Consider the following 26,305-nt stretch of genomic DNA (forward strand, 5'->3'; position numbering starts at 1 on the left):
TAGGGCGCGGCGGCGTGGCGGGCAATGGTCGTAGACCGGCCGAAAGCATTTGCCTCGTCGCCCCCGCCCCGGTTAGTCAGACAAATAAACGCGGGGAGAAGCGGGATGGCGATCAAGACCTTGGCAGGCATTGCGCTGCTGCTGGCATCGGCGAGCGTCCAGGCCGCCCCGCGCGATCCGCTCGCCCCCACCGGCCGCTGGTCCGCCAACACCGATGGCCGCGCCCAGACGCCGCCGATGGGCTGGAACAGCTGGAACGCCTTTGCGACCGATGTCGACGAGGAGAAGGTGCTCGCCTCGGCGCAGAAGATCGTCGACACCGGGCTCGCTGCCAAGGGCTATCGCTACGTCAACCTCGACGAAGGCTGGTGGGACCATCGCCGCGCCGACGGCCGGATGCTGGTTCGCGCGGACAAATTCCCCTCCGCCCGCACCGCCGATGGCGCCACCTCGTTCAAGCCGTTCACCGATCGGCTCCGAGCGATGGGGCTCAAGGCCGGCATCTACACCGATCTCGGCCGCAACACCTGTGCCCAGGCCTATGGCCCCAACGAGCCCCAACTGCCGCGCGGCAGCGTGCTCGAACGCGAGGTCGGGCTCTACGGCCATATCGACCAGGACATCGCACTCTATTTCGGCGAATGGGGGTTCGATTACATCAAGATCGACGGCTGCGGCCTGCGCGCGTACGGTGAAGATAGCCCGCTGGTCCGCGCCGGCCGTTACCGTGCGCTCGCCCCGATCCTGGACCTCGACAGCGTCAACCGCTCGAACATCCCGGCAGTCCGCACGATGTTCGCGCAGGTGAAGGCGGCGCTGGTCCGCGCCGATCCGGACCAGGACTATCTCCTGTCGCTGTGCATCTGGGGCTCGGCGGACGTGCGCAGCTGGGCCAAGGACGTGGGCAACATCTCGCGGACCAGCGACGACATCACCCCGCACTGGACGCGGCTGCTCACCAATTTCGACACCGCCGCGCGGCGCCCGCTCTACGCCCATCCGGGCTCGTGGAACGACCCGGACATGCTGTTCATCGGCAAGGGCGAGTTCGATGCCGACCACCTCACCGAGGCGCGGTCGCACTTCGCGCTGTGGGCGATGATCTCGGCGCCGCTGCTGATCGGCACCGACCTGCGCACGACGCCGCAATCGCTGATGGACATTTTCGGCAATGCCGCGCTGATCGCGATCGACCAGGATCCCGCCGGCAACCAGGCCGTGCTCGCCTTCGACAGCGACGATTTCCAGATCCTCGTCAAGACGCTGGCGAATGGCGACAAGGCGGTCGCGCTGTTCAACCGCACCGCCGCGCCGATGGAGGCGATCCTCACCGCGCAGCACCTCAAGCTGCGCGACGATGCGGCGATCGCGCTGACCGATCTTTGGAGCGGCAAGACTTCCAGCTTCCGCAAGGAAACCAAGTTCAAGCTTGCCGGCCATGAGACGCTGGTGTTCCGCGCCAAGGGCGCGCGGCTGCTCGCCGACGGGCTGTATCTATCCGAAATGCCCGGCAGCGTGAACCCGGCGGTGGATGGCGTCACCGCCCCGATGCCCGACCCGACCATCCACCGCGCGGTCGTGTCCTGGAGCGGCACCCGCGGCGCCGGGCAGCGACCGCTCTACGCGGGCTGGGGCGGCGCGCAGGCCGATGCAACGCCCTATGGCCGCGAGCTTGCGGTGACGGGCAAGCACTTCGCCGCCGGGCTGGGCGTGCTCGCCAATTCGCGTCTCGAGGTGCATAATCCCGGCTATCGCCAACTTACCGTATCGGTCGGCGTCGACGATTCCGCGACGGACCTCGCGCATGCCGTTACCTTCCAGATTTATGGTGACCGCCGCCTGCTCGCCACCTCCGCCCCGATGCGGCGCGGTACCGGCGCCAAGCTGCTCGCCGTCGACATTGCGGGCGCAAAGCTGATTGAACTGGTGGCGCGCTCCGCCAATACCGTGAACGAGCGACTGCCGATCACATGGGGCGACGCCGCCTTCCATCGTTGATCGGAACGGCTTCGAAATCAAAGCGCTACCGTTGGGCAAACCTTTTGACTCGGGTTGTTTCGCGCCCGAATCACGCCTACCTTGGATCAGTTTCCGGGACAGGTCGTTCTGCTTCCCTATCGAGGCACAAGCAGACATGACCCCGCCACTCCCCCCCGCGCTTCGCGAGTATTTCGAAAGCTCGCCCGTCGCCCTGTCGCTCGGGGAGGCGGTCGGCGACCATCCGTTGCTGCTCACCAACCAGCGATTCCGCGATCTTACCGGCTATGCCTCGAACGAGATTGCCGGTCAAAATTGCCGCTTTCTCCAGGGCGACAGCGACAATCGGGAAGCGCGGATGCGCATCCACGCCTATCTCGACGACGACGCACAGACCAGCGTGCGCACCGCGATCGTCAACTTCCGCAAGGACGGGACGCCCTTCGTCAACCTTCTCTACATGTCGAAGCTGCGCGCACTCAGCGGCGAGGTGCGCTACATCTTCGCCTCGCAGTTCGACGTCAGCCGCACCCAGCCCGAGCGGCTTGCGGCCTATGACAATGCGCTTGAGCAAACGATTGCGCGACTCGCGCCCGTCGTCGCTGAGAGCGGCATCGCGGTGGAAGGCACGCTGATCACCATTGCCAACACCGCCGCCACGATCGCGCAGGCGAAGATGACGCTCTCCGACCTCGATACGAGCAGCTATCTGTGAACGCGCCGTTCGACGCCAAGACGACCACGCTGCCGATCGTCGGGATTGGCGCATCCGCCGGCGGGCTGGAGGCACTGCGCGAAATGCTCGCGCCTGCCCGCGCGCCGACCGGCATGGCCTTCGTGATCGTCCAGCATCTCGATCCCAACCATGAGAGCATGCTGGCGCAGTTGCTCGACCGCCAGACCAGCCTCGAAGTGCTCCAGTGCGAGGGCGGCGAGCAGATCGAGGCGGACAAGGTTTATATCATTCCGCCGGGCCATGGCCTTGCGATCCGCGGCGGCACGCTGGAGCTGACCGATTTCGCCCAGCCCCGGGGCTTGCGCCGTCCGATCGACGATTTCTTCCTTTCGCTTGCCGCCGACCAGCAGGGCAATGCCGCCTGCGTGATCCTCTCGGGTACCGGTGCCGACGGCACGATCGGGCTGCGCGCGGTGAAGGAACATGGCGGCGTCTGCCTGGTGCAGGAGCCGCAAAGTGCCCGCTATGACGGCATGCCGCTCTCGGCGGTCGGCACCGGGCTGGTCGACTTCGTCAAAGCCCCCGGGCAAATGCTCGATTGCCTCCACGCCTTCTTCCACCGCACCGGCGGCGACGAGCAGAAGGAAGAGGCATCGCTGGTCGCCGACCATGTCGACGAGCTGTGCAAGGTGCTCCGTACCGCCGTCGGCCACGACTTCTCCGGCTACAAGCGCACCACGCTGATCCGGCGGATCGAACGGCGGATGCATGTGCTCGGCATCACCAACGGCCGCACCTATCTCGCGCGCGCCAAGTCCGATTCCGACGAATGCGAGGCGCTGTTCCGCGACCTGCTGATCAACGTCACCCGCTTCTTCCGCGATGCTGACCTGTTCGATCGCCTGCGCACCCAGGTGGTCGAGCCGCTGATGCGCAGCTGGACCAGCGAGGAGGATATCCGCGTCTGGATCCCCGGCTGCTCCTCGGGCGAGGAGGCCTACAGCATCGCGATGCTGTTCGCCGAGGCGGCGCGCAAGCTGGCGCTGCCCTCCACCGGCGTGCAGATCTTCGCGACCGATATCGACGAGCAGATGCTGCAGATCGCCCGGATGGGAGTCTATCCCACCTCCGCGCTGCTCGACCTGCCGCCGGCGATGCGCGAGCGCTACACGCTGCCGCATACCGAGCGCTTCCAGATCGTGCCGCAGATCCGCGACATGATCCGCTTCTCCAACCACAGCCTGGTCAAGGACCCGCCCTTCTCGCGGATCGACCTGGTCTCGTGCCGCAACTTGCTGATCTATTTCGACGATCGCCTGCAGCAATCGGTGATGCCGCTGCTCCATTATGCGATCCGGCCCGAGGGCTATCTGTTCCTCGGCCCCTCGGAGACGATCGGCCGGTTCGAGCATTTGTTCCCCGCGCTCGACAGCCAGGCGCGCATCTTCCAGCGCTCGCCGGGCGCCCCCAACTACCCGATCGACCTGCCGGGCAGTTCGCGCGCCCGGAGCCCGCGCGAGGACCGCCACGAGCGCCAGGCGGGCCGCGTCGGCGCCGAGGAAACCGCCGTGGTTCGCCGCCTGATCGATCGCTATGCGCCGGCCAGCCTGGTGCTCGACCAGGAAGGCGTGATCATCGCCGCCTATGGCCGGCTCGGCCGCTATTTCGACTTCCCGGTCACTCGCACCGGCGGATCCAGCGCGATCGGCCTGGCGCGCCCGGGTCTGCGCAACGTGCTCGGGCCGCTGCTCCGCGCCGGGCGGGATCGGCGCAAGCGCGTGGTCGCGCGCGACGTCACGGTCGATTCCGAATATGGCGCACAGACGATCGACGTGGTCTGCGATCCGATGCCCGACGGCACCTTGCTGTTCGTCTTCCGCGAGACCGCGCCCTTCCGCCCCGCGCTCGACGAGGATGTCGCCGAGCTCGACGCCGGTGACGACCATCTCGATGCGCTCGAGGACGAGCTGCGCGTCACCCGCCACCGGCTGCGCACCACCGTGGAGGAACTGGAGACCGCGAACGAGGAGCTGAAAAGCTCCAACGAAGAAATGATGTCGATGAACGAGGAGCTCCAGTCGACCAACGAGGAGCTGTCCACGGTCAATGACGAGCTGAAGGGCAAGGTCGACCAGCTGACCATCGCCAATTCGGACCTGCGCAATTTCTTCGAATCGACCGATCTCGCCGTGGTGGTGCTCGATGCCGACATGCGCATCCGCAGCTTCACCGAAGCGGCGACGGCGCTGTTTCCGCTCCAGCCGAGCGATCGCGGCCGGCCGCTGGCCGATGTCGCCAGCCGCCTGTCGGGCAACGACTATCTCGCGGATGCCCGTACGGTGATCGCCGGCGAAGGCCCGCTTCAGCGCCGGGTGACCACCTTGGACGGCAGCCGCACGCTGTCGATGCGCACCCTGCCCTATCGCGCGCAGAACGGCACCACCGACGGTGCGATGCTGGTGCTGACCGACATCACCGACGCGCTCTCGCTCGAACGCGCGCTGGCGGCCGAACGCGAGCGGCTGGACATGGCGATCCGCGCCGGCGGCATCGCGGTGTGGGAATATCGCGTTGATACTGGCGAAACCGTGGTCGACGACCATGCCCGCGAGGTGCTCGGCATCCCCGCAGGGATGGCGCTCAACGATCCGGAAGCGCGGCTCGACCGGCTGCACCCGGAGGACCGCGCGCGGTTCGATGCCGAGCTCGCCCAAGTGGTCGCCGAGGGTGGCGACCTTGAGATCAGCTACCGCATCCTCGACGGCGAACAGGTCCGTCGGATCAAGACCTTCGGCCGCATGGTGAACGATTCCGGCCCACGCCGACTGGTCGGCGTGTCGATCGACGTCACCCCCGAATACGCGCTCGCCGAAACACGCGAGCTGATGCTGCGCGAGATGAATCACCGGGTGAAGAACCTGTTCGCGATCGTCAGCGGCATGATCTCCGCCGGCGCGCGCAGCCATGACGACGTGATTCGCTTCGCCAACGACATGCGCGAGCGCATCGCCGCGCTCGGCCGCGCGCACTCGCTCGCCGCGCCCGCCGGCGCACTGCAGTCGATCGACCTCGCCGAACTGGTCGAGGCGACGCTTGCACCATATCGCGATCATGCCGCCATCGAAATAAATGGTCCTGCGGTGAAGATTCATCGGACCTCTTTGTCGCCGCTTGCGTTGATGCTGCACGAATGGGCGACCAACGCTGTCAAATATGGGGCACTCGGTGCGAATGGCGGGGAACTTGCCGTCGCGTGGGATCGGGTGTCCGATGGCGTCCGGCTCGACTGGCGCGAGACCGGAAAGCGCCCCGTTTCGGTGGAATCGGGCACTGGTTTCGGCACGATTTTGGTACAAACCTCGTCGCGCCAATTGGGCGTGACGGTAACCCGATCGGCGGAGGACCATGTCTTCGCCATCCAGATCCATCTGCCTGCGAAAGTGCTTGCGAATGACGAAGACGGTGATGCTCATCGAGGATGAGCTGTTCGTGGCGCTGGACGTACAGGACGTAGTGGAAGAGGCGGGCTTTGCGGTGGAAGGCCCCTATGTCTCGGTTGCCGAGGCGCTGGCCGCGGTGGCGACCCACCTTCCCGGCTGCGCGATTCTAGACGTACGGCTGACCGACGGCGAGGTCTTCCCCGCCGCCGATGTGCTGCGCGACGCGGGCGTGCCGATCATCTTCCACTCGGGCCATGCCGACGCGACCTCGTTGCGCGACCGCTATCCGCAGGCGGTAGTCTGCTCCAAGCCCTGCTCGCCGAGTGCGCTTCGGGCCGCGGTGGAGAATGTGTTCGCGGGTTGAGGTTGCGCCGCGGCTACTGAAATTTTCGACCGTTGCGGTGCGGGCCTTTAGATGTGCCGCCGATGACGCAGAAACTCTCCAAGCTGCTATGCTACTGACTGCGACACGCGCCGGAAGCCGGAGACCTCGCCCTGGACGAGGCGGGCTAGGCCTGTGTCGTGTCCGTGCGCGCGTCGCTGTCGCGGGAAGGCGCCGACCCCGCCCTGCTAGAGCAGGTGGTGGCGGACAGCGAGAAGCAGCGTTTCGAACTCTCCCCCGATGGCACCCATATCCGCGCGAGACAGGGGCACTCCATCGGCGTCGACCTGGGCTGGTCGATCGCTACCCCGCCAGAGACGCTCTATCACGGCACCGTCGATCGCTCTCTGGAGGCGATCTTCGCGGAGGGGCTAAAGCCCATGGCGCGGCACCATGTGCATCTGTCCGCCGACGTCGAGACCGCCGCGCGCGTCGGCTAGAGACGCGGGGCGCCGGTCGTTCTTAAAATTGCTGCCGGAGAGATGGCACGCCAAGGCGCTGTCTTCCGGTTGTCGAGCAACGGTGTCTGGTTGGTAGAAGCGGTGCCGTCGGCGTTCCTCTCCCGCGCCTAACGCGTCGGAAGGATCAACCCGCGGCGAACGCCGTCCGCACGCGCCAGCGGACGAGCAGCGTCGCGAAGAACCAGGCCACCAGCGCAACGCCGGCGCCCATGATCAGGTCGATCAGATAGTGCGTGCCCTCCACCGGGGTCGACAGCAGCATCGCGCACGGGATCACGGTCAACCACCAGCGCAAGGGCCCGCAGCGCTGCGCGGCGGCAATGTAGAGCGTGGCAGAGGCGGCGTGGAAGCTCGGTGCCGAGACCAGTCCGCGCAGCTGGCCCACATCCACCACCGTCAGACTATGGTCGCGCAGCGCCGGGATCAGGTCGGGCTGCCACAACTCGCTGAACGGCATATACGGGATCGGACCATGCCAGAGATACGAGAAGGGCCCCACCGCAGGCATCTGGCTGTAGATGGTGAGCGTCATCACCGCGGCGATCGCAAAGGCCGCAAGAAAGCGATGCGCCTCGCGCCGCTGCCCCACCAGCGCGAACCAGCCCAGCAGCAGCGCCGGCGTGAGGAAAATGCTCTGATAGGCTGCCATGCCGAGCAGCTGCAGCGAGCGATGCGCCGCGACCAGACGGTACCAGGCGAGCCAGTCGAACTGGAGCAGCTCGTCCACGCGCTGCAGGCCGGCATCGGCAAAGCCCTGGCTCAGCGCCGCGATCGGATAGGAGCTCACCGCTCCGATAAGCGCGAGCGCCATGAACAGCGTGTAATATTCCACCACCTGGGCAAGGACGAGGCTCCAGCGGCGGCCATCGCGCAGGCACCATAGCCGCAGCAGCGGTGCGGTAGCGAGGATCGCATAATAGGGGATGTTGCTGCGCGCGAAGGGATCGATGTGCAGCCCTGCCGTCCAGAGCAGCATGATGCAGGCCGCCACCGCGGCGATCACCGCGCCGCGGACCTGCCCGCCCGAGAAGCCGATGGCCACGCTCGGATCGGTGGAAGCCGCCGGGAGCAGGGTCGCGGGCGCGACAAGGGTGGAAGAACGGTGCGGGTCGGTCAAAGGCATTGCTCGTCGAGAGGGCGGAGCGACCCGCCTGCCATCACTGTCCGCGCGTCGTGGCCGATCCTATCGCGGCGATGCCGCCGCGCCTAGCCCTTCACCGCCCTGCCGCCTGTGGCACTTTGCCCGGAGGTAGAGTGCCACGACCGGCCGTTTCCCCCGCACGGCAAAGTGCCATGGCTGGTCCAATTGCGGGCGGGTGCACGGAGGGGATTCACAGGCGAATCGCGATGTGCTTAGATTCCTGCTATGTTCCAGCCCGATCTCTTCGCCGCCGCCCCCCGCGTTCGGCCGGATGCGGCCTCCCCCACCGGCATGGACCTGCCCGCGGTGCTCGACCGGTTGAGCGCCACGTGCGAGCGGCCGCGCTACAGCTTCATGGTGCTCCAGCTGATCGCCCAGGCGAGCGACCGCACCGGTTGGGCGGGTCCGTGGATCGAGCGCGACGGCCGCCGTCTCTCGGTCCGCGACTGGCTGAGCGAGGCGCTGTCGCCGATCGCCCGCCGCGACCCGCGTCGGCTGGGGCTTGCCGCCCGGGCCCGGGCCGAACTGGAGAAGGCGGGCACGCTCCCTGCCGACCCCGAGGCTGCACGCGCCGCGATCGAGGCGGAGGTGCAGCACCGTATCCGCCTCTCCGGCCGTACCAATGTCAGCCGGGCGGTGTCCGAACTGGTCCGCGCCGGGCTCGTGCGGCGGCATTACCAGGGCTTTCGCGTCGACCACCATAATCGTGGCGCCCAGCGCCATGCCGTTTACGCCGTGACCGAAGAGGCCCGCCGCGCGCTCCAGCCCGGCGGGTGAGGTCAGAGGAAGTAGACGATCACCCCGGCAACGAGCCCGAGCAATATGGCGATCACGAACTCGACCAGGTTTCGGACGATTCCCCCGCCCTTCTGCCGCCGCTGGAAGGTCGAGCGCGGTGCCGGCTGGGCATGCGCTACCTCCAGATAGCCGACCGCCCCGCCCGCCCCGGCGGTGAACAGCAACGTCACCAATGCGCCGGGAATGGTCTCCATCGCGATCGCAATCGGCAGCAGCGCGCCCAGCGGCGCGGCCAACGCCATCGCCGCGAGCAGCTTGGCGAGATCGAGATCGTCCCTCTCGACGGGCGCGACCTTGAGCAGGTCCGGCGCATCCTCGGCAGAGGCGGCAAGCCAGGCGAGGCTCGACACCAATTGCCCGGCGATCACCACGCTGGTGAAGGCCAGTGTCGGCGCCATCGGCAGCGAACCGCTGTCGCGAAACGCGACCAGCAGGATCGGCGCGAGATAGACGATGCGGAGCAGCACCTGGAAGATCAGCGCCGGGTCGCGCAGCAGCAGCCGCACCTCCTTGGCAAAGATCGTCGCGAACAGCCCGCGGTGGAAATGCCGGGCGATCCCGCCCTTGGCCGCGCGCTTCGCCGCCGGTCGCGCGCCGCCGGCCCGGTAGCTGCGCAGGAAGGCATGCCGCATCCCCCAGCCGGCCAGCGCGAACAGCACCAGTGCACCGCCGAGCAGTACCAGCATCGCCACCGGCTCGCCGAACGCCGCGCGGCCCGGCAGGCTGCTCAGTCCGCGCTTGCCATAGCCCGCGCTGCGAAGCGCATCGAACAGCAGCATCATCCCGGACTCGCGGCGATCGTCGTGCTGGTTGAGGAGCTGGCTGGCGAGGAACACGCTCGCGCCGGTCAGCGCCGCGAGGATCTGCCCCAGCGTCCGCGCTGCCCGCGGCCCCACCGTCCGCGCGAGCAGCAGCGTCACCCCCAGCCCCAGGCACGCCGCCGTCAAGGCCAGCGCCACCAGCAGCGCCAGCGCGCCGAGCAGCTCGGGATGGCCGAGCAGTGCCACCGGCAGCAGGATCGGCAGCAGGAAGATCGAGAAGGTGAGCATCACCCCGCCCGCGATTCCCAGAAGCTTGGCCGAGACCACGGTGCGCGGATCGAGCGGGGCGGAGAAGAGCAGGTCGAGATCGCCCGCCTCGTACAAGGTCCGCTGGCTGGCGAGCAGCGCCTGGGTGGTCATGAAGGTAAAGAGCAGGATCGCGGCGATCAACGCGATCAGCCAGGCGAGCGGCCCCGCCTGCCAATGCTCGTCGGCGAGCAGCAGCCCGAGCCCGACGCCCAGCCCGGTATAGCCGAGCAGCACCAGCACGAGCACGACCTGGCCAAGTTTGCTGCGCCCCGTCGCCCGCAGGTTGCCGCGCAACTCATGCAGCGTCAGCCAGACGAGGCTCCCCGGCGGCAGCCGCCGCATCGTCCAGCCGATCACGGGCGGCTCGTCAGGCGGATGAAGGTATCCTCCAGCGTCGCCTCGTCCGTTCCGGCGAGCGCGCGCAGTTCCTCCAGCGTGCCCTCCGCCAGCAGCCTACCGCCGGCGATGATGCCGATCCGGTCGGCCAGCCGCTCGGCGACTTCGAGGATATGGGTGGTCACGATCACCGTCTTGCCCTGGTCGACCGCGGCGCGCAGCGCGTCCTTCACCGATCGCGCCATCGCCGCGTCGAGCCCGGTCAGCGGTTCGTCGAGGATCAGCAGCTGGGGATCGTGGATCAGCGCGCCGGCCAGCGCCACCTTCTGCTGCATGCCGCGCGAGAAGCCCTCGCAGCGGGTGTCGCGCACCTCCCACAGTTCCAGCCAGCGAAGCAGCCGCTCCGCCTCGGGCGCGGCGCGATCGGGCGGAATCCGCCAGAGCCCGGCGACGAACCCGAGATATTCGGCCGGGGTCAGCTTGTCGTAGAGCATCGGCTCGTCGGGCAGCCAGGCGGTGATCGCCTTGGCCCCTTGCGGATCGCGCCGCGCGTCGACGCCGAAGATCTCGATGCTGCCGGAATCGGGTTCGGTCAGCCCCACTGCCATGCGCAGCGTCGTCGTCTTGCCGGCGCCATTTGGCCCGAGCAAGGCGTAGAGCTGGCCCGCGCTGACGGTGAGGTCGAGACCGGTGATGACGGGCTTGCCGAACGCCTTGTGCAGGCCGGTGATACGAAGAGCTGGGGAGGACATCGGCGCCGATCCTAGCGGCCGCGCGGTTCGTCGCAAGCATGCGTTATGGACCTTTTTCTGCGCTCGTTCGTCCCCACCTTCCGCTACGTACCGGGAGGGGTAAGGATGTTCGCAATGCCAAGCACGATCGCGCCCGAAGTGGTCGCCTGCATCGCCGAAGGGCGCCCCCCCACCCCGCACGAACTTGAGCGCGTGGCGCGCCGCGTGCGGGCGGATCTGGGCAATGCCCGTCCTGCTTTCGCCTGGGGCGAGGCCGATCCTGCCGCCGCCGACCAGCTGAGCTTGCGCGTTGCCGAACTCGCGCTGATCGGCAGCCGTCGTTAAGCGGCAGCGTCAGGCGGCCGCAGGTACCTTGGCGGCCGCATAGCGCGCGATGAATTCGGCATGGCCCGGCAACTTGGCGAGCTGCGCTGCAATACCAGCCCGCAGATCGCCAAGGGCACGCTCAAGGTCCTCGGTTGGGATCTGCGCCGGCATATGGTGGTGGTCGCGCGGGCGCACCCCTTGCCCGAGCATCACCGCGTTCCAGCTATCGATCCGGAACAGGTCGGTGCCTTCCTGGTAGCTCGCCGCCCCTTCCTCGAACAACGCGATCCGCGCCGCCAGGCTGTCCGGCACCGCGCGCGCGGTATGGTCGCGCCAGAAGGACTCGGGGCGGTCGTTGAGCTTGTAGTGGAGGATGATGAAATCGCGGATATGCTCCGATTCCGCGCGTGACTGGGCGTTGAAGCGAGCAGACAGCGCCGCCATGTCGCGGCGGAACGGGAAGTTCTGCAGCAGCCGCGTCACCGCGATCATCACCAGATGGATGCTGGTCGATTCCAGCGGCTCAATGAACCCGCTTGCCAGACCCAGCGCGATGCAATTGCGGTTCCACGCCTTCTTCCGCATGCCGGTGGTGAAGCGGATCAGCCGCGGATCAAACAGCGCGCGCCCGGGCACCGCTGCGAGCAGCTGCGCCTTCGCTTCGTCATCGGACAGATAATCGCTGGCATAGACGAACCCATTGCCCATCCGATGCTGCAGTGGAATCCGCCAGCGCCAGCCGGCGCCGTGCGCGATCGCGCGGGTATAGGGAACCGGCGCCTCGGTGGTCTCGGACTGGACCGCAAAGGCGCGGTTGGTCGGCAGCCAGTGGCTCCAGTCGTCGAAGCCGGTCTTGAGCGTCTCCTCGATCAGCAGCGCTCGGAAACCGGTGCAGTCGATGAACAGGTCCCCCTCGACGCGCAGCCCGCCGTCGAGGACCAGTGCGGCGATGTCGCCGTCCGCCGCCTGCTCCACCTCGACGATGCGGCCCTCGACGCGGCGGACGCCGGCCGGCTCGGCCAGGCCGCGCAGAAAGGCGGCATAGGCGGTCGCATCGAGATGATAGGCATAGGCAAGCGGCATCGGATCGCCGGTGGCGAACTTCGCTGCGAGCGCCGCCTGGGTCTCGAGCGAATAGTCGCCGAGCGCGCCGCCAAAGCCACGCCGCTGCGCCTCCAGCCAAAAATGCTGGAAGTCGCACAGGGGCAATGCTCGGCCGACCGAACCGAACGGGTGGAAATAGCGGTCACCGTCGCGCAGCCAGTTCTCGAACGCGATGCCGAGCTTGAACGTGGCATTGGTTTCGCGAAGGAAGACCTGCTCGTTGATGCCGAGCAGCTTGTGGAAGGTCCAGGCGGTGGGGATGGTGGACTCGCCCACCCCTACCGTGCCGATCGCATCGGATTCCACCAGCGTGATGTCGAGGTTCGGCCCTAGATGCCGCACCAGCGCCGCCGCCGCCACCCAGCCCGCCGTGCCGCCGCCGGCGATCACCACCCGGAATTTCTGCTCGTCCATTGCCGATCCCCTCCGAAATTTCTGTCGTTCTACGCTCAGCCTTCGCGGCGTTCCTTGCGCGCGATCAGGCGCGGCAGGTTGCCGAGCGAGGAAAGTTGCCACACCGCGCAGCGCAGGAAGTCCTGCGCGTGCAGCGCCGCCAGCGCGTCGGGCCTGAGCGCGGCGAAGCGGCCGCCCTCGATCACCCAGCAATCGGGCACCTTGTAGCGCCGGCCGCTGGTTAGCTCGATGTCGAAGGTGACCGGCTCGAGCAGCCCTGCCGCCTCGAACGCGGCGAACATCGGCGCTGAAAGCTGATCGCCGACATAGATGGCCTGCAGCGTCGCCGCGACCCGGTCGAGATAGGGCGCGTTGCCGCCTTGCTCGAGGAACAGCGGCGCGCCCTCGCTGGTCGAGACGCGCGGGTGATCGGTATCGATGTGAATCATCGGCTCGCCCTGGGCGCCGGCCGGCGGCAGGCCGATCGAGAAGGGGCCGATCTCCATCAGCGCGGGCAGCTGATCGGCATTCCAGCGATCGCCGTCTAGATACAGATTCTCGTCGGAATCGAGGCCGAGCAGCACCGTCGAGCGCCAGCTGCCATCGTCATCGCGGCGGAAGATCAGGACATAGTCGCGCTGGAGCGCCTCGAATTCGGTGGGGAACACCGTCATCTGGTTCACCGCGTCACCGAACGCGGCGCCACGGTCAAGCCGGATCCGCAGATCGGCATGGTCGATATTGTTGAGCACGGCGCGGGGCATGATGGACGAACCTTAAACGAGAAAGGCCGCCCGAAGCGAGCGGCCTTTCCCTAGTGTACAGGCGGGCTTCAGAAGCGGAAGCGCGCGCCGACCAGATACCGGGCCGAGCCTTCGGACTCGTACCAGGTGTTGATGTAATCGCGGCTGTAGCTGCGGACGCCTTCCTCCAGGAGGTTGATGCCCTCGAAGCTCAGCGCGATGTTCTTGGTCAGGTCATAGTTGATGCTGAGATCGACCTGGCCGTACGGATCGTTGAACACCGGGTTGTGTGCCGCGCCGCGATTGAGATCGCTGAGGAACTTGGCGCGCCAGTTGTACGACAGGCGGGCCGAGATGCCGTGCTTGTCGTAGATCAGCGTCGCATTGGCCGTGTCGCTGAGACCGGACAGCGCGAACTGGTTGTCGTTCGGATCCGCCGTGATGTTGAACCCGACATTGCCGCGCACCAGCGTGTAGCTCGCCGCGATACCGAAGCCGGTATTGCCGAGGAAATACTGGCCGGCGAGCTCGACGCCGTAGATTTCGGCGTCGCGGTTGTTGATCGGCGTGTTCACTGCGAAGTTGAGCAGCGGATCGGCCGAGGTCGGGTTCACGTCGATCGCGGCGAGCGTGTTGCTGATATAGCTCGAACCAAAGGTCCGCGTGGTCGGCACGTAATTGGCCTGCAGCTCGGCGGTCGCCGCGGCGACGTTGCCGTTGTACTTCTGCAGGACCGCGGTGCTGGTGAACAGGTTCACGTTGCTGATGTCGGCGCCGAGACCGGTGACGATCGCACGCCCTGCCTGTGCCAGCGGACCCGCGGTTGGGTCGCGCAGGCCGAACAGGTTGCGCTGCACCACCGAGTTGCCGATGAAGTTGTGCACCCGCTTGTCGAAGAAACCGACCGAGAGATACACGTCGCGGCGCGGATACCATTCGAGCGAGACGTCGAAGTTATCCGAATCCAGCGGCTTCAGCGCCGGGTTGTTCTGATTGCCGGTGGCGACGCCGCCCAGCGAGGTGGGGTTGTTGAGCGCGCCCGCACCGGTCGATGCGAACAGGCTGCCATAGGGCGCACGCGAGATCGTCTTGCTGTACGAGACGCGGCCGATCAGGTTCTTCGCGGCTTCGATCTGGAAATCGATCTGCGGCAGCAGATTGTCGTAGCTGCCGTTGCCCGACACCGCCTGACGATCGGCCGAGTTGAGCACCGTGAAGTCGTTGTCGGCCTGCCAGACCACCGCGAGCGGGATCGTTTGGAGCGACGTCGACTTCACCTTGGTATGCTCGTAGCGGACGCCCATCACCAACGTAGCCTTGCGGCCGGCGAGTTCGCCCTTCCAGGTCAGCTGTCCATAGGCCGCCCAGATGTCTTCCTTCACCCGGTTATCGTTGTTGCCCTCGACCACATTGACGTGGCTGATGCCGTCGTTGGTGATGCCGACATAGTGATTGTAGAGCGCGTTGTAGAGCTTGGTCGTGTCCTCGGCGCGCCACGCCACCTTGCCCACCGCGTCGGCGGTCGCGTTGTTGTGGTGGAACTGGCAGACCAGGCAATATTGCTGCACGGTGCCGGGCGCGAAGGCGGCGACGTCGGGCGGCAGCGCGTTGTTCCAGTCGCCCAAGGTCTGGCGGGTGTTGTACTGGGTCTGGCGCGTATCGGTGGTGCGGAAGTCGCCGCCGAAATCGAAGCGGCTGCCGCCGCCGAGATCCCAGCCCGCGTCGATGCGGCCTTCCTTGATCTTCTGCGACTGGGTCGAGGCGAACTGGCGCTGCACCGCTGCGGAGAGATCGCCCGCATCGAACACGCCGTTGCAGTTGCCGTTCTTGAACGCCACGCCCGTCGGGGTGGTCTGCGAATAGCAATCATTGATCGTCAGCGTCTGGGTCGGGAAGCCGTCATTGTCCCAGTTCAGGCCGTGCGACGTGACGATGTTGCCGTTGAACGCCACCGTGGTCGAGGTCTGGCCGTTGGGATTGTCGGGAAGGCTCTCGGCCTTGCCGATATGGCCGTCGAAGTTGAGCGAGAAATTGTCGGCCAGCTGCCACTTCAGGTTGCCGCCGATGTCCCACAACCGGTTCTTCTGCGCGCGATAGGCGTTCTCAAAGCCCTCGTCCTTCACGCCGTTGAGAGTCTCGTGAAGGTACTTGGTCGTTGCGATGCCGTTGCTCGAATCGTCGAAGGTGACTTCATCGAACGGCTTGGAGAACCAGTTGGACTGCGACGAGCGGCGCTCGGACGAACGCAGCTGCGCGAATAGGCCGTCGACCGTGAAGGTCATGCTGTCCGAGGGGCGATACTGCACCACGGCCTGGCCGTTGATGCGCTCGCGGCTGGCCTCCGAGAAGTGGTGGCGATAGTCGTCGGGCACCGCGACCAGCGTGTTGCCGTCGGTCGGGCGATTGTTGATCTTGGTGTTGGCGGTGATGTAGCCCTTCGACGGATCGAGGAAGTCCGACAGGCGGGGCATGTTCCAGTAATTGTTCGCTTGGCTCGGGAAGCTGAAGTTGCGCTTCTGGTAGCTGCCGAACAGGGTGACGCCGAAGCGCTGCTCCTGGTCGCTCCAGCTCGCCACGCCGGAGAATTCCGGGGTCACATGGCTGCCGCAGCTGATGCAGTCGTCGGCCGAGGTGTCGTAGGCGGCCTTGGCGCCGATCGAACCCGAGAAGCCGGCTGGGCGATCGAGCGGACGCACGCCGACGATGTTGATGGTGGCGCCGATGCCGCCCGACGGGATCGCGGCGCGGCCGGTCTTGTAGACTTCCAGCGTCTTCACGCCTTCCGAGGCGAGGTTGGCGAAGTCGAACGAACGACCGAAGCCGCCGGCGCCGTCGCCGCCCTGGTCGCCGCCCACCGCGACGATGTTCGACGCCGCGAGCTGGCGACCGTTCAGCGTCACCATGTTGTACTGCGCGCCGAAGCCGCGGACCGTCACGGTCGAGCCTTCGCCGTTGACGCGGTCGATCGAGACGCCGGTGATGCGCTGGAGCGATTCCGCAAGGTTGGTATTGGCGAACTTGCCGATGTCCTCGGCCGAGATGGCGTCGACGATGCCGGTCGAATCGCGCTTCAGCGCGATCGAGCGCTCGAGCGAGGCGCGGATGCCGGTGACGACGATCTCGCCATTGTCCTGCGGCGCGTCCTGCACGGCGTCGGCGGCGGCCGAATCGGTCGCGGTGCTGGTCTGGGCCGCGGCGATGCCGGGCATGGCGAGTGCCGTCGCGACGGCGAGCATGGATACCGCGCGGGCGCGCGATGACGAACGAATACGCATTGGGTTTCTTCCCCTCCTGAACCGGCCGTTAGGCCGTGATGATCCGCTGAGTACCGAATATGCTCGGCGACAACGTTGCCTTACTTCTCTCCACACTTTCCCCTTTCGTTATGTTTTCATTCGCGAACTGTCCCGGCGGGCACCTCTACTTCGCGAATCATCTTCGCGGAAGCGGAATCCTGCCCGATCGCCAGTCGATATTTCCCGGCCGCGATCGTCCAGCGGCCGCCCTTCCAGCGAGCGAGTGCGTGCGCGTTGGCGACGAGCGTCAGCTGTGCGGCCTCGCCGGGCTTGAGCACCTGGCGCTTCCACGCCGCCAGCCGCGGCGCGCCATCCTCCGGACCGGTGACGTAGAGCTGCGGCACGACGGTGCCCGCCCGCATTCCTTCGTTGCGGACGGTAACCGTGACCGACGGCGCGGCACCGCCGGTGAAGCGCGCATCGCTGAGAGCGAAGCGGGTGTAGCTGAGGCCATAGCCGAACGGGAACAAGGGCTGCGTGCCCTTGGCGGCATACCAGCGATAGCCGACATTGGCGCCTTCGCTGTAGGTCACGTCCCAGCTGGGCAGCGCGCTGCCGTCGCCGGCACCGGCGTCGCTCGCGGCATTGGAGTTGAGCCCGGCGGGCACCACCGGCTTGGGCCGGGGCAGCTGCTCGGCGCTCTTGGGGAAGCTGATCGGCAGGCGGCCCGACGGGTTGACGTCGCCGAACAGGATGCCGGCGATCGCCTCGCCGCCGCGCTGGCCGGGATACCAGGCCTGGAGCACGGCGGGCACCTGCTCCAGCCACGGCATCAGCACCGGCCCGCCGGTCTCCAGCACCACCACCGTCTTCGGGTTGGCCTTGGCGACCGCGGCGATCAGCGCGTCCTGCTGGTCGGGAAGCGCCAGCGAGTCGACATCCTGCGCCTCGGTCGCCCATTGGGTGGCGAACAGTACGACCATGTCGGCCGAGCGGGCGGCGGCCGCGGCGGCGGCGGGATCGCTGCCGTCGACATAGGTCACCTGTGCCTGCGGCGCCTTGGCGCGGATCGCCTGGAGCGGCGAGGAGGCATGCCAGGTCACGCGGGCGAACGAGGCAGCCGCGCCGCTGGTCAGCGGGATCTCGACCGGCGCGCCGCCGACCGACCGCACCTGGCTCGACCCACCGCCCGACAGCACGCCGACATCGGCATGGCCGCCGATCAGCAGGATCTTCTTCGCCGATTTCGCCAGCGGGAGCAGCTCGCCCTGGTTGCGCAGCAGCACCATGCCCGCCTCGGCGACGCGCTGCGCGACCTGGGCATGCGCCGCATAGTCGATCGGCTGCGCGGTGGTCGGGGTCGGATGGTCGTAGAGCCCGCTGGCGATCAGCCCGGTGAGGATGCGTGTCACCATCTCGTCGATCCGCGCTTCGCTGATCTGGCCGGCCTGGATTGCCGCGTCGATCTTCTCGGGCGCGAAGTAGATGGCGTGGTCGAGCTCTTGGCCCGATTCCTGATCAAGCCCCGACATCGCCGCCTTGACGGTGGAGTGCACCGCGCCCCAATCGCTCATCACCCAGCCGGTATAGCCCCAGTCGCGGCGCAGCACGTCGGTGAGCATGCGCCCGCTCTCGCAGGCATAATCGCCTTCGATGCGGTTATAGGCGCACATCACCGAGCCGGGCTTGCCGGCTTGGATCGCGATCTCGAAGGCGAGCAGGTCGCTCTCGCGCAACGCGGCGTCGTCGATCCGCGCGTTGAGCACGGTGCGGCCGGTTTCCTGCGCGTTCAGGATGAAATGCTTGATCGTCGAGACGATATGGTTCGACTGGACCCCGTCGATTGCCGCGCCCGCCAGCGTGCCGGCCAGGATCGGATCCTCGCCAAGATATTCGAAGTTGCGGCCGTTCCAGGCGTCGCGGGTGAGGTTCACGCCGCCGGCGAGCAGCACGTTGAAGGTCTTGGCGCGCGCCTCGGCCCCGATCATCGCGCCGCCCGCGCGGGCAAGCTCAGGGTCAAAGGTCGCCGCGGTGGCGAGGCCCGAGGGGAGCGCCGTCGCGACATCGCCCTTGCGCTGCTCGACCTGGTTGGCGACGCCGAGGCTGGCGTCGCTCTCGCGCAGCGTCGGGATGCCGAGCCGGGGGATGCCGGGGACATAGCCGGCCGAGGGAATCATGTCCGCCGGCGCGGGCTGCGCGCGAGGCGGGAACAGGCCGTGGATCAGCTGCAGCTTCTCGGCATGTGTCATCGCGCGGACCAGCGCAGCGGCGCGCGCCTCGGGCGCCAGCGTGCCGTCCCGCCAGGCGGGCGGCGCGCTCTGTGCAAAGGACGCGGCGGGCGCGGTACCGCCCAGGAGAAGCAAGGCAAGGGCGCGGGCAGCGTTCATCGGCGCGAGAGTTCCTGATGCTGGGAGTGGGGTGCGGCCCGAAAAATGCGGCCGCCGTCCATCGGGGCGGACGACGGCCGCAGGTAATCCGCCCTTGAGGAGGGGGCCGGAACCGGAAAGCCTTTGGTGGTGAAGAGGCGCGTCGGCGCAGTCGCGCGGCGAACGGCAGCAATGCCCGGCATGTCCTCTCCCCCATTTCAACCCGCATTATTGCGGGGTAGTTTTCTGACAGCGATGTCTGGATAAATCTGACATCGATGTCAAGCGCAAAGCCGACCTGCATTGCCTAGGCGGCGACCGTCGCTATGGTCGCGCGGTGGCATCCTCCTCGCTCCCCACCCCGGCATCGACGATGGTCGCGCGGCTGTTTCACCGCTCGATCGGCATCTTCTTCATGGGCGGCTTCGTCACCGCCCTGGTCGGGCTTTTGGTGCCGCGGCTCACGCTGATCGACCGGCTCGACTATACCCGGGCGGCGCTGGTGCAGTTCGCTTTCCACTCGAGCTATCTGCTATTTGCGCTGCCGATCACCGCGCTGTTGCTGCGCACGGGCTATATGCGCGCCATCGCCGCCGGGCTGGCGGTAATGGCCTGCGCATGCGTGGCGCTGGGCGGCGCGGCGTGGATCGGCAGCTATCCGTTGCTGCTGCTGGCGCTGCTCGGCCTGTCGACCGGAATCACCTTCCTCCAGATCGCCGCCAATGTCGTGCAGCCTCTGGTCGCGACCGAAGGTGGCGGCGCGGTGCGGCTGACCCTGCTCCAGGGGTTCAATTCGGTTGGTACGGTGCTGGCACCGCTGCTCGGCGCGGGGTTCCTGCTCCAGCTCGGCGCGATGGGGCGGGCACCGCTGGCGCTGCCGTTCCTCGGCTGCGCGCTGGTGCTGGCCTGGCTGTGCCTCGTCTTCTGGCGCGCCCGCGACCTGCTCGCGTCGCACCCCGCGCCGGCGCGCCTGCCGCTGGCGGCGCTGGGCCGCGTGCTGCGTCATCCCCGCCTCGCCTGGGGCAGCCTGGCGATGTTCGGCTATGTCGGCGCGGAAGTGACCATCGGCAGCCTGCTCACCAATTATCTCGCGCTACCGGCCATTCTTGCCGCCGATCCGGCCAGCGCGGGGCGGTTGGTCAGCCTCTATTGGGGAGGCGCGATGTTGGGGCGCTTCGCCGGCGCGCTGGGGCTCGCGCGGATCGCGCCGGCACGTCTGCTCGCCGCCGTAGCGCTGGCAGCCATGCTGCTGGTCGGCATCGCCAGCGGTGTACAGGGCATCGCGGGCGCTGCGGCGCTGATCGCGGTGGGGCTGTGCAACGCGATCATGTACCCGACGATCTTCACGCTGGCGCTGCCCGACGACCGCGGGCTTGCCGCCTATGCCTCGATGATCCTGTGCATGGCGGTTGTCGGCGGCGCGGTGGTGCCGCTCGCCACCGGCGCGCTGGCCGATCAAATCGGGCTTCCGGCCGCGCTGGGGCTGCCGCTGCTGTGCTATCTGGGGATCGCCGGCTTCGCGTTGATGATAGCGCTATCGCCCGTGAAACGATAAGACTGCGAACGCATGAAGCCACTCACGCTCAAGGACGTCGCCCGGCAGGCAGGCGTTTCGCCCAAGACGGTGTCGCGGGTGATCAACGGCGAGGCCTATGTACGGCCCGAGGTGCGCGCGGCGGTGCAGAAGGTCGTCGACGAACTCGGCTATCGCCCCAATGCCTTCGCGCGCGAGCTGTCCAGCGCTCGCTCCTTCCTGCTCGGCCTCTATTTCGATGACCCGGCCTCGGCCTATGCCGCCGATGTCCAGCGCGGGGCGCTCGCGCGTTGCCGGGCACTCGGCTACCATCTCGTCGTCGAGCAGGTGACGCGCGACCGGCCCGGCTGGCTGGCGGAGTGCGAGGCATCGTTGCGCTCGATGCGGCTGGGCGGCGCGATTCTGCCCCCACCCCTGTGCGACTGGTCCGAACTGCTCGATCTGTTCGCGCGGATGGAGGTCCCCGTAGTGCGGATCTCGCCGGGTGACGTGGACGATCGCGCCGCGGCGGTCGAGATGGACGAGCGCGGCGCCGCGCGCGAGATGACCGAGGCGCTGATCGCGCTCGGCCACCGCGACATCGGCTTCATCCAGGGCAATCCCGAACACCATGCCGCCGCCCGCCGGCAGGAGGGTTTCGAGGCGGCGATGACGGCGGCCGGCCTGCAGCTGTGCCCCAAGCGGACGCTGCCGGGCGACTTCACCTTCCGCGCGGGGCTCGCTGCAGGCGAAAAGCTGCTGGCGGACGCGGACCGGCCGAGCGCGATCTTCGCCGCGAATGACGAGATGGCGCTGGGCGTCCTGGTCGCGGCGATGCGTGCCGGGATCACGGTGCCCGACCAGCTTTCGATTGCCGGCTTCGACGATGCCGCGATCGCGCGCATGGCCTGGCCGCCGCTCAGCACCGTCCACCAGCCGCATGTCGAAATGGCGGCGGCGGCAGTGGAGCTGCTCACCCGCCCGGCCGAGGGTCGACGAGCGGCGCCGCCGCTGCGCCTCCCCCATACGCTGACGCTGCGCGACAGCACCGGCCCTGCGCCTGCTTCAGAAGCCGAGCGATAGCGCCAGCGTGACCGCATGGCGCGCATGCGCCGCGCCGCGATAATAATCGGGACCCGGCGCCCCGCCGCTCCACGCGAGTTGCGCATTGATCCGCCCCAACCGCTTCGCCGCGCCCAGGCTGTAATCGACCTGCGTCCTGTTCGCGCTGTAGCGCGGCACCGTCCCCAGGAACTGCATCGCGCCGCCATGCGCGAGCAGCCGCCATCCGGGCGCCGGACGAACGACGCCGTCGAGCGTGGCGTACAGTGTCGAGGTGTCGCGCCACAGATAGTCTGGGGAATAATGGAGCCGCGCCGAAAGGCTGCGGCCGCCGATGCCGAGATAGGCCTCGGTATAGCCCGCCCCGCGCGGCATGGTGGCGCCGCTGCGGAACTCGCGCCGCGTCACGCCAAGGTCGAGCACCCGACCGCCGGACAGCCGCCATGCATAGCCGGCGTCCACGCCTGCCGAGACCAGTGCCACCCCCTCGGGCAACGCCGCCGCGGTGGCCGATGCATCGGCATAGAGGCCCGAGCGATCGTCATAGCCGAGCGACAGCGTCGCGGCAGGGCGCCTCGCGCTGAGGCTGCGCCCGCGCCAACGTTCGTCGTTGGTGATCGAAACCTGCCCGCTCCACTGCGCCCACGCCGGCGCGGCAGTCAGCAAGCCGAGCGCCAGCAGCGCCTCAGCGAGGCAGACCTGCGCATTTCGCCTTCCCCACCACGCTCGCACAGGCATCGATCTCTCCGCCGCCGGGTCTAGCAGAAACGAGCGCGGGTCGTCTGCTCGGTGCATGCGCTTCGCGGATCAGCACGATCAGCCCGCTCACCTCGGCCGCAGCATAGGAGGAACCGCTCGCCAGATACCAGCGGCCGCCGGGCTGCGTCGTGGGGATATCGCGGCCGGGCGCGGCATAGGGCCCGCCCGCCTGCCCCACCGCCGTCTCCGCCACCGCGACTACGCCGGGCATCGAGGCGGGGAAGCCGCCGCCGGGCAGCTTGGGATCATAGGCCGCGACCACTGTCGCCCCGCGCGCGACGCCGATCCGCAGCAATGTCTCGAGCAGCCGGCTCGGCGGCCCGGCGAGGCTGAGGTTGATCACGTCGGCGTGCTGCTCCACCGCGAAGCTCAGCGCGCGGGCGAGGCTGAGGCTGTCGCACAGCGTCGCGGCGCCCGCCCCCTGCTCCGCGCAGGCCCGCAGTGCGAGCAGCTTGGCGCCGGGGGCGATGCCGACGATGCCCACGCCATTGTCCGGCCGCGCCGCTATAACCCCGGCGATGCCGGTGCCGTGGCGTTCCGCCGCGACGCCCGCGCCGTCGACGAAGTTGCGCTCGATCGCGACCTGCCCCGCCAGATCCGGGTGCCGGGCATCGACCTGGCTGTCGATCACCGCGATCCGCGCGCCACGCCCGGTGGCGGTGCGGTGGAGCATCGCGAGGTGCCAGGCGCGGGCGACGGGTTGTGCCCGATAGAGCGGATCGTTGGGGGTCGGGTCGCCCTGGGCCTCGAAGGTCTCGATCGGCTCCGACCATTCCACCGCCGAATCGCGCGCAACCTGCGCGGCCGCTTCGGCAGCGGCGCGGCCCTTGGGCACGGTGAGAATGAAGCAGTCGACCCCGATGATCGGCATCGGCCAGTTACCGGCGAGGCGCAGCCCGTTGCGCTTGGCCACCGCCGACGCGATCCGCCGCCGCGCCGCCGCCGACTGGTCCTCGCCATAGCCGCCGCCATAGCCGCTGCCGGCGCGGAAATGCGCCGGGGCAAGACGGAGCATCATCAGGATGCGCGGGGCATCCTCCCCGGCGGCGTGTGCCTGAAAGGGCATCGCTGCAAGCAGCGCCAGCAGCAACGCCGCGCGCAGCCCCCTCATGGCGCCGCGTCGACCGGCTGCGCCAGCGTCACCCCCGCCTGTGCCCGCAGCCGGGCCAGCGCCGCCGCGCGAGCGTTCGGCGCGATGGCGAGCAGATAGGCGCCTGCCGCGGTCGGCCCGTCGACCAGCCGCGCGCCCGAGGCTTCGATTGCCTTGCGCAGCGCCGGCTCGCGGGTGTCGGGTGCGAACATCACCAGGATATTGCCCGCCTGCCCCTGCTGGGGCGAACCCAGCGCATGGTAGGGTTGCGGGGCAGCAGGCGACGGCGCCTGGCGCTGGAGGTGCAGCACCATGCCGACGCCGAGCACCAGCACCGCCGCCTGCGCCGCCAGCATCCAGCCGGCGCGGCGCAGGAAACTTCGCGGCAGCTGTGCGGGTGCCTCTGTTTGAGCAAGCTCGGCGACCATGCGCTCCCAACCGGCAGCACTCGGCGCGGGCAGATCCGCTACCGCGCTGCCCAGCCGTCGCTCCGCCGCCAGCTCGTCGCGGCACTCCGCACAATCGGCGAGATGCACTTCGACCAGCAGCCGGTCGCCGGGTTCGATTTGCCCGGTCACATACCAGGGCAGCAGCAGCACCGTCGCCTTGTGCGGATCGCCGCGCAAATGGAGTAGGTCGCCCATCGTCTAGATCCAGTCCGCCAATTCGCCCGCCATCGCACGCCGCAACTGGCGCCGGGCATGGAACATCCGCGTCTTCACCGTATCGACCGGACATCCCAGAATCTCGGCTATGTCGCGATAGCCGATCTCGTGAAAATAGGTGAGGTCCACCACCGCACGATGCTCGGCCGAGAGCACGCCCATCGCGCGCTGCAGCGCCTGCCGGGTGCGATCGCGCGACAGCCCCGAATCCGCCATGCTGTCATCCGCGACCTCGGCAAGCGCCGCCGCGTCCTCGGCCGCGGCGACCGGCTCGCGGGTCCGGGCGCGCATCGCCTTGCGATAGGCAATGGCGAACAGCCAGGTCGACAGTCGGCTCGCGCCGGTGAAGTCGCTCGCCTTCTGCCACAGCACCATCAGCGTGTCGTTGACCACTTCCTCTACCAGCCCCGGCGAGCGCAGCAGCGTGCCGACGAAGCGGGTAAGCCGCGGCTGATAGCGGCGATAGAGCTGCTCGAACGACCGCAGGTCGCGCGCGCGCACCGCCGCGACGAGGCCCATTTCCTCGTCGTCCTGACCTGCGGTCGATCGCCGCGCCTGGGGATCCTTTTGTGTCACGCACCTGCCTTCGCTCCCTCTTAGTGGCGCGAGCGGGAGCGAAGGTTCAATCGGTGCGACCCGAGCTGCAATTTTTCGCCGGCCGGGTGGTTTTCCGCGCCCGGCCGGCGGCGAACATCAGGCGAGCGCGAGAGTAGCCTGGCGGCGGCGGCGATACCGGAGCATGCCGCCCGCAGCCCCCGCGCCGAGCATCAGCATCGCCCAGCTCGCCGGCTCGGGCACGGCGGCGGCGAGCGTGGCGTTCTCGGGCGCGAAGTCGCTGATCTGGGCGTTGTTGCCGAAGCCGGTGCGCGGCCACAGGTTGAAGCCGTATTTGCCCGGTGCGAAGCCGGTGCTCGGCAGCAGCGACAGCGGCACCTTCACGGTCAGGATGTTGCCGGCGATCGCCACCCAGTTCGCATCGAGCGCGGTACCGCCGATCGCGCCGGTGCCGTCCTTCTGCACCACGATCGCCTGGTCGAAGATCACGTTACCCTGGCCGATACCACCGAACGGCCGGATCGCGCCCTTGCCGGTGTTGACGCCGAACACATAGAATCCGGCGGTACCGGGCGTGATCGCACCGGCGAAGGTGGTGCCGAGCGTGAACAGCTGGGCACCGGCATCATAGCTCACCGAGAAGCTGGTGACGTCGAGATCGGCGAGCTTCGGGCCGGTATAGCCCGAGAGGAAATCGCCGGTCGCGTCAGTGACGGTCTGGGTCTGGGCCAGCGCGGGTGCAGCGGCGAGCGAGACGAGCGCGGCTGCGCCCAACAAGATACGCATCTTTTGGTTCTCCCTTGATTCGTCCGATCCGGTGCACAGGGGCGGACACCGGATCGGACACGCACGTCGGCCTCGGCCGCACACAGGGGGAACGCCGCGGCCGGAAGCGTTCGCATGCCGTCAGTGCCGGACCCGGCGAGAATGGTTCAAAGCGGGTGAAGTTTTTGCGGCTGTCGAAAGGGGAAGCGGGCGCAACCGACGCCGTCGGTCATTGTTGAACCATCCGGCCGGAGCACCCGGTCGTGTGGAAGGATGCACCATGGCGGAAATGACGTTGGAAGACCTGTCGAAGAAGATGGGCAAGATCGACTTCGGCATGCTCTCCACCCGAACGGACGGAGGCGCCATCGCGAGCCGCCCGATGAGCAACAATGGCGAAGTCGAATATCGCGGCGACAGCTATTTCTTCAGCTATGACAGCGCGCGCACCGTGTCGGACATTGAAGCCGAACCGAAAGTGGGCCTTACCTTCACCGGTGCGGCGGGGCTGCTCGGCGGACCGCCGTTGTTCATCGCGGTCGAGGGCGATGCCGATCTGGTGCGCGAAAAGGCGCAGTTCGCCGAGCATTGGACCAAGGATCTCGATCGCTGGTTCGAACAGGGTATCGACACGCCGGGCCTGGTGATGATCCATGTCCGCGCGCGCCGACTGCATTATTGGAATGGCAGCGACGAGGGCGAAGTCGCCCTCTGA

General features: G+C 67.9%; 22 protein-coding genes. 10 read left to right on the plus strand and 12 right to left on the minus strand.

The genetic code is table 11. The annotated features are described in order from the left end of the window. The first annotated feature begins 105 nt into the window (after positions 1-105). The 5 genes from RT655_RS19070 (at position 106) to RT655_RS19090 (ending at position 6,915) form a co-directional block, all read left to right on the plus strand. Positions 106-1,998 carry an NPCBM/NEW2 domain-containing protein gene (locus RT655_RS19070; RefSeq protein WP_313540102.1) on the plus strand — a complete coding sequence of 631 codons (1,893 nt, stop codon included), beginning with the start codon at positions 106-108 and terminating at the stop codon, positions 1,996-1,998. Between the two features lie 136 nt (positions 1,999-2,134). After that, complete coding sequence (locus tag RT655_RS19075; protein WP_313540105.1) at positions 2,135-2,692, plus strand: PAS domain-containing protein; 558 nt, start codon at positions 2,135-2,137, stop codon at positions 2,690-2,692. After that, positions 2,689-6,135, plus strand: a complete 3,447-nt coding sequence (locus RT655_RS19080; RefSeq protein WP_313540108.1) for a CheR family methyltransferase — start codon at positions 2,689-2,691, stop codon at positions 6,133-6,135. The genes RT655_RS19075 and RT655_RS19080 overlap by 4 nt, the downstream gene beginning before the upstream one ends. Continuing rightward, positions 6,104-6,457: a response regulator gene (locus tag RT655_RS19085; RefSeq protein ID WP_313540111.1), complete on the plus strand. Its 354-nt coding sequence runs from the start codon at positions 6,104-6,106 to the stop codon at positions 6,455-6,457. Before RT655_RS19080 ends, RT655_RS19085 begins: the two co-directional genes overlap by 32 nt. Before the next feature lie 158 nt (positions 6,458-6,615). Continuing rightward, positions 6,616-6,915: an RNA 2'-phosphotransferase gene (locus RT655_RS19090; RefSeq protein WP_313540112.1), complete on the plus strand. Its 300-nt coding sequence runs from the start codon at positions 6,616-6,618 to the stop codon at positions 6,913-6,915. Between the two features lie 145 nt (positions 6,916-7,060). Here RT655_RS19090 and RT655_RS19095 read toward each other — a convergent pair whose 3' ends face one another. Continuing rightward, positions 7,061-8,059, minus strand: a complete 999-nt coding sequence (locus RT655_RS19095; protein ID WP_313540115.1) for a phosphatase PAP2 family protein — start codon at positions 8,057-8,059, stop codon at positions 7,061-7,063. Between the two features lie 243 nt (positions 8,060-8,302). Here RT655_RS19095 and RT655_RS19100 point away from each other — a divergent pair, with 243 nt between their 5' ends. Continuing rightward, positions 8,303-8,854: a hypothetical protein gene (locus tag RT655_RS19100; protein WP_313540117.1), complete on the plus strand. Its 552-nt coding sequence runs from the start codon at positions 8,303-8,305 to the stop codon at positions 8,852-8,854. 2 nt (positions 8,855-8,856) lie between these two features. Here RT655_RS19100 and RT655_RS19105 read toward each other — a convergent pair whose 3' ends face one another. Together RT655_RS19105 and RT655_RS19110 are read right to left on the minus strand one after the other, a co-directional pair. Further along, the gene (locus RT655_RS19105; protein ID WP_313540120.1) at positions 8,857-10,302 is read right to left on the minus strand and encodes a hypothetical protein; all 1,446 of its coding nucleotides are present in this window, start codon (positions 10,300-10,302) and stop codon (positions 8,857-8,859) included. Then, a complete protein-coding gene (locus RT655_RS19110) occupies positions 10,299-11,033 on the minus strand; it encodes an ABC transporter ATP-binding protein (protein ID WP_313540123.1) in 735 nt (244 codons plus the stop codon). Before RT655_RS19110 ends, RT655_RS19105 begins: the two co-directional genes overlap by 4 nt. 114 nt (positions 11,034-11,147) lie before the next feature. On the opposite strand from RT655_RS19110, the gene RT655_RS19115 reads away from it, so the two are divergent. Then, positions 11,148-11,357, plus strand: a complete 210-nt coding sequence (locus RT655_RS19115) for a hypothetical protein (RefSeq protein ID WP_313540125.1) — start codon at positions 11,148-11,150, stop codon at positions 11,355-11,357. Between the two features lie 9 nt (positions 11,358-11,366). On the opposite strand, the gene RT655_RS19120 is transcribed toward RT655_RS19115, so the two are convergent. The 4 genes from RT655_RS19120 to RT655_RS19135 all read right to left on the minus strand — a co-directional run bounded on the left by RT655_RS19120 (position 11,367) and on the right by RT655_RS19135 (position 19,202). Continuing rightward, positions 11,367-12,857 carry a tryptophan halogenase family protein gene (locus RT655_RS19120; RefSeq protein ID WP_313540127.1) on the minus strand — a complete coding sequence of 497 codons (1,491 nt, stop codon included), beginning with the start codon at positions 12,855-12,857 and terminating at the stop codon, positions 11,367-11,369. 35 nt (positions 12,858-12,892) lie between these two features. Continuing rightward, on the minus strand, positions 12,893-13,600 hold the full coding sequence (locus RT655_RS19125) for a SapC family protein (protein ID WP_313540129.1): 708 nt from the start codon (positions 13,598-13,600) through the stop codon (positions 12,893-12,895). Positions 13,601-13,668: 68 nt separating this feature from the next. Then, positions 13,669-16,854, minus strand: coding sequence for a TonB-dependent receptor (locus RT655_RS19130; RefSeq protein WP_313540132.1), 3,186 nt, complete (start codon positions 16,852-16,854; stop codon positions 13,669-13,671). A gap of 116 nt (positions 16,855-16,970) precedes the next feature. After that, positions 16,971-19,202, minus strand: a complete 2,232-nt coding sequence (locus tag RT655_RS19135; RefSeq protein ID WP_313540135.1) for a beta-glucosidase — start codon at positions 19,200-19,202, stop codon at positions 16,971-16,973. A gap of 316 nt (positions 19,203-19,518) precedes the next feature. On the opposite strand from RT655_RS19135, the gene RT655_RS19140 reads away from it, so the two are divergent. Further along, on the plus strand, positions 19,519-20,736 hold the full coding sequence (locus RT655_RS19140; RefSeq protein WP_313540137.1) for an MFS transporter: 1,218 nt from the start codon (positions 19,519-19,521) through the stop codon (positions 20,734-20,736). Between the two features lie 12 nt (positions 20,737-20,748). Then, positions 20,749-21,777 (plus strand): LacI family DNA-binding transcriptional regulator, encoded by a 1,029-nt coding sequence (locus RT655_RS19145; protein WP_313540140.1) that lies wholly within the window; start codon positions 20,749-20,751, stop codon positions 21,775-21,777. Here the strand turns inward: RT655_RS19145 and RT655_RS19150 are convergent. From RT655_RS19150 to RT655_RS19170, 5 genes are all read right to left on the minus strand, one after another. Continuing rightward, entirely contained in the window at positions 21,760-22,494 is a 735-nt protein-coding gene (locus tag RT655_RS19150; RefSeq protein ID WP_313540143.1) for a TorF family putative porin, read from the minus strand. The two genes, RT655_RS19145 and RT655_RS19150, sit on opposite strands and share 18 nt — an antisense overlap. Continuing rightward, a complete protein-coding gene (locus RT655_RS19155; protein WP_313540146.1) occupies positions 22,442-23,626 on the minus strand; it encodes a S8 family serine peptidase in 1,185 nt (394 codons plus the stop codon). The genes RT655_RS19150 and RT655_RS19155 overlap by 53 nt, the downstream gene beginning before the upstream one ends. Next, the gene (locus RT655_RS19160) at positions 23,623-24,249 is read right to left on the minus strand and encodes a zf-HC2 domain-containing protein (RefSeq protein WP_313540149.1); all 627 of its coding nucleotides are present in this window, start codon (positions 24,247-24,249) and stop codon (positions 23,623-23,625) included. Before RT655_RS19160 ends, RT655_RS19155 begins: the two co-directional genes overlap by 4 nt. Before the next feature lie 3 nt (positions 24,250-24,252). Beyond that, the gene (locus RT655_RS19165) at positions 24,253-24,846 is read right to left on the minus strand and encodes a sigma-70 family RNA polymerase sigma factor (RefSeq protein WP_313540152.1); all 594 of its coding nucleotides are present in this window, start codon (positions 24,844-24,846) and stop codon (positions 24,253-24,255) included. A 117-nt stretch (positions 24,847-24,963) separates the two neighbouring features. Further along, positions 24,964-25,611 carry a PEP-CTERM sorting domain-containing protein gene (locus RT655_RS19170; protein WP_313540155.1) on the minus strand — a complete coding sequence of 216 codons (648 nt, stop codon included), beginning with the start codon at positions 25,609-25,611 and terminating at the stop codon, positions 24,964-24,966. 259 nt (positions 25,612-25,870) lie between these two features. On the opposite strand from RT655_RS19170, the gene RT655_RS19175 reads away from it, so the two are divergent. Next, positions 25,871-26,305, plus strand: a complete 435-nt coding sequence (locus tag RT655_RS19175; protein WP_313540157.1) for a pyridoxamine 5'-phosphate oxidase family protein — start codon at positions 25,871-25,873, stop codon at positions 26,303-26,305.

This window comes from Sphingomonas sp., from assembly GCF_032114135.1.
Taxonomy (GTDB): domain Bacteria; phylum Pseudomonadota; class Alphaproteobacteria; order Sphingomonadales; family Sphingomonadaceae; genus Sphingomonas.

Excerpts from the sequence above, each read along its gene's own strand:
- RT655_RS19100 (WP_313540117.1), top strand. The coding sequence starts at position 8,303 with ATGTTCCAGCCCGATCTCTTCGCCGCCGCCCCCCGCGTTCGGCCGGAT.
- RT655_RS19130 (WP_313540132.1), bottom strand. The coding sequence starts at position 16,854 with ATGCGTATTCGTTCGTCATCGCGCGCCCGCGCGGTATCCATGCTCGCC.
- RT655_RS19070 (WP_313540102.1), top strand. The coding sequence starts at position 106 with ATGGCGATCAAGACCTTGGCAGGCATTGCGCTGCTGCTGGCATCGGCG.
- RT655_RS19175 (WP_313540157.1), top strand. The coding sequence starts at position 25,871 with ATGGCGGAAATGACGTTGGAAGACCTGTCGAAGAAGATGGGCAAGATC.
- RT655_RS19115 (WP_313540125.1), top strand. The coding sequence starts at position 11,148 with ATGCCAAGCACGATCGCGCCCGAAGTGGTCGCCTGCATCGCCGAAGGG.
- RT655_RS19095 (WP_313540115.1), bottom strand. The coding sequence starts at position 8,059 with ATGCCTTTGACCGACCCGCACCGTTCTTCCACCCTTGTCGCGCCCGCG.
- RT655_RS19170 (WP_313540155.1), bottom strand. The coding sequence starts at position 25,611 with ATGCGTATCTTGTTGGGCGCAGCCGCGCTCGTCTCGCTCGCCGCTGCA.
- RT655_RS19085 (WP_313540111.1), top strand. The coding sequence starts at position 6,104 with ATGACGAAGACGGTGATGCTCATCGAGGATGAGCTGTTCGTGGCGCTG.
- RT655_RS19110 (WP_313540123.1), bottom strand. The coding sequence starts at position 11,033 with ATGTCCTCCCCAGCTCTTCGTATCACCGGCCTGCACAAGGCGTTCGGC.
- RT655_RS19160 (WP_313540149.1), bottom strand. The coding sequence starts at position 24,249 with ATGGGCGACCTACTCCATTTGCGCGGCGATCCGCACAAGGCGACGGTG.
- RT655_RS19135 (WP_313540135.1), bottom strand. The coding sequence starts at position 19,202 with ATGAACGCTGCCCGCGCCCTTGCCTTGCTTCTCCTGGGCGGTACCGCG.
- RT655_RS19125 (WP_313540129.1), bottom strand. The coding sequence starts at position 13,600 with ATGCCCCGCGCCGTGCTCAACAATATCGACCATGCCGATCTGCGGATC.
- RT655_RS19145 (WP_313540140.1), top strand. The coding sequence starts at position 20,749 with ATGAAGCCACTCACGCTCAAGGACGTCGCCCGGCAGGCAGGCGTTTCG.
- RT655_RS19120 (WP_313540127.1), bottom strand. The coding sequence starts at position 12,857 with ATGGACGAGCAGAAATTCCGGGTGGTGATCGCCGGCGGCGGCACGGCG.
- RT655_RS19150 (WP_313540143.1), bottom strand. The coding sequence starts at position 22,494 with ATGCCTGTGCGAGCGTGGTGGGGAAGGCGAAATGCGCAGGTCTGCCTC.
- RT655_RS19155 (WP_313540146.1), bottom strand. The coding sequence starts at position 23,626 with ATGAGGGGGCTGCGCGCGGCGTTGCTGCTGGCGCTGCTTGCAGCGATG.
- RT655_RS19075 (WP_313540105.1), top strand. The coding sequence starts at position 2,135 with ATGACCCCGCCACTCCCCCCCGCGCTTCGCGAGTATTTCGAAAGCTCG.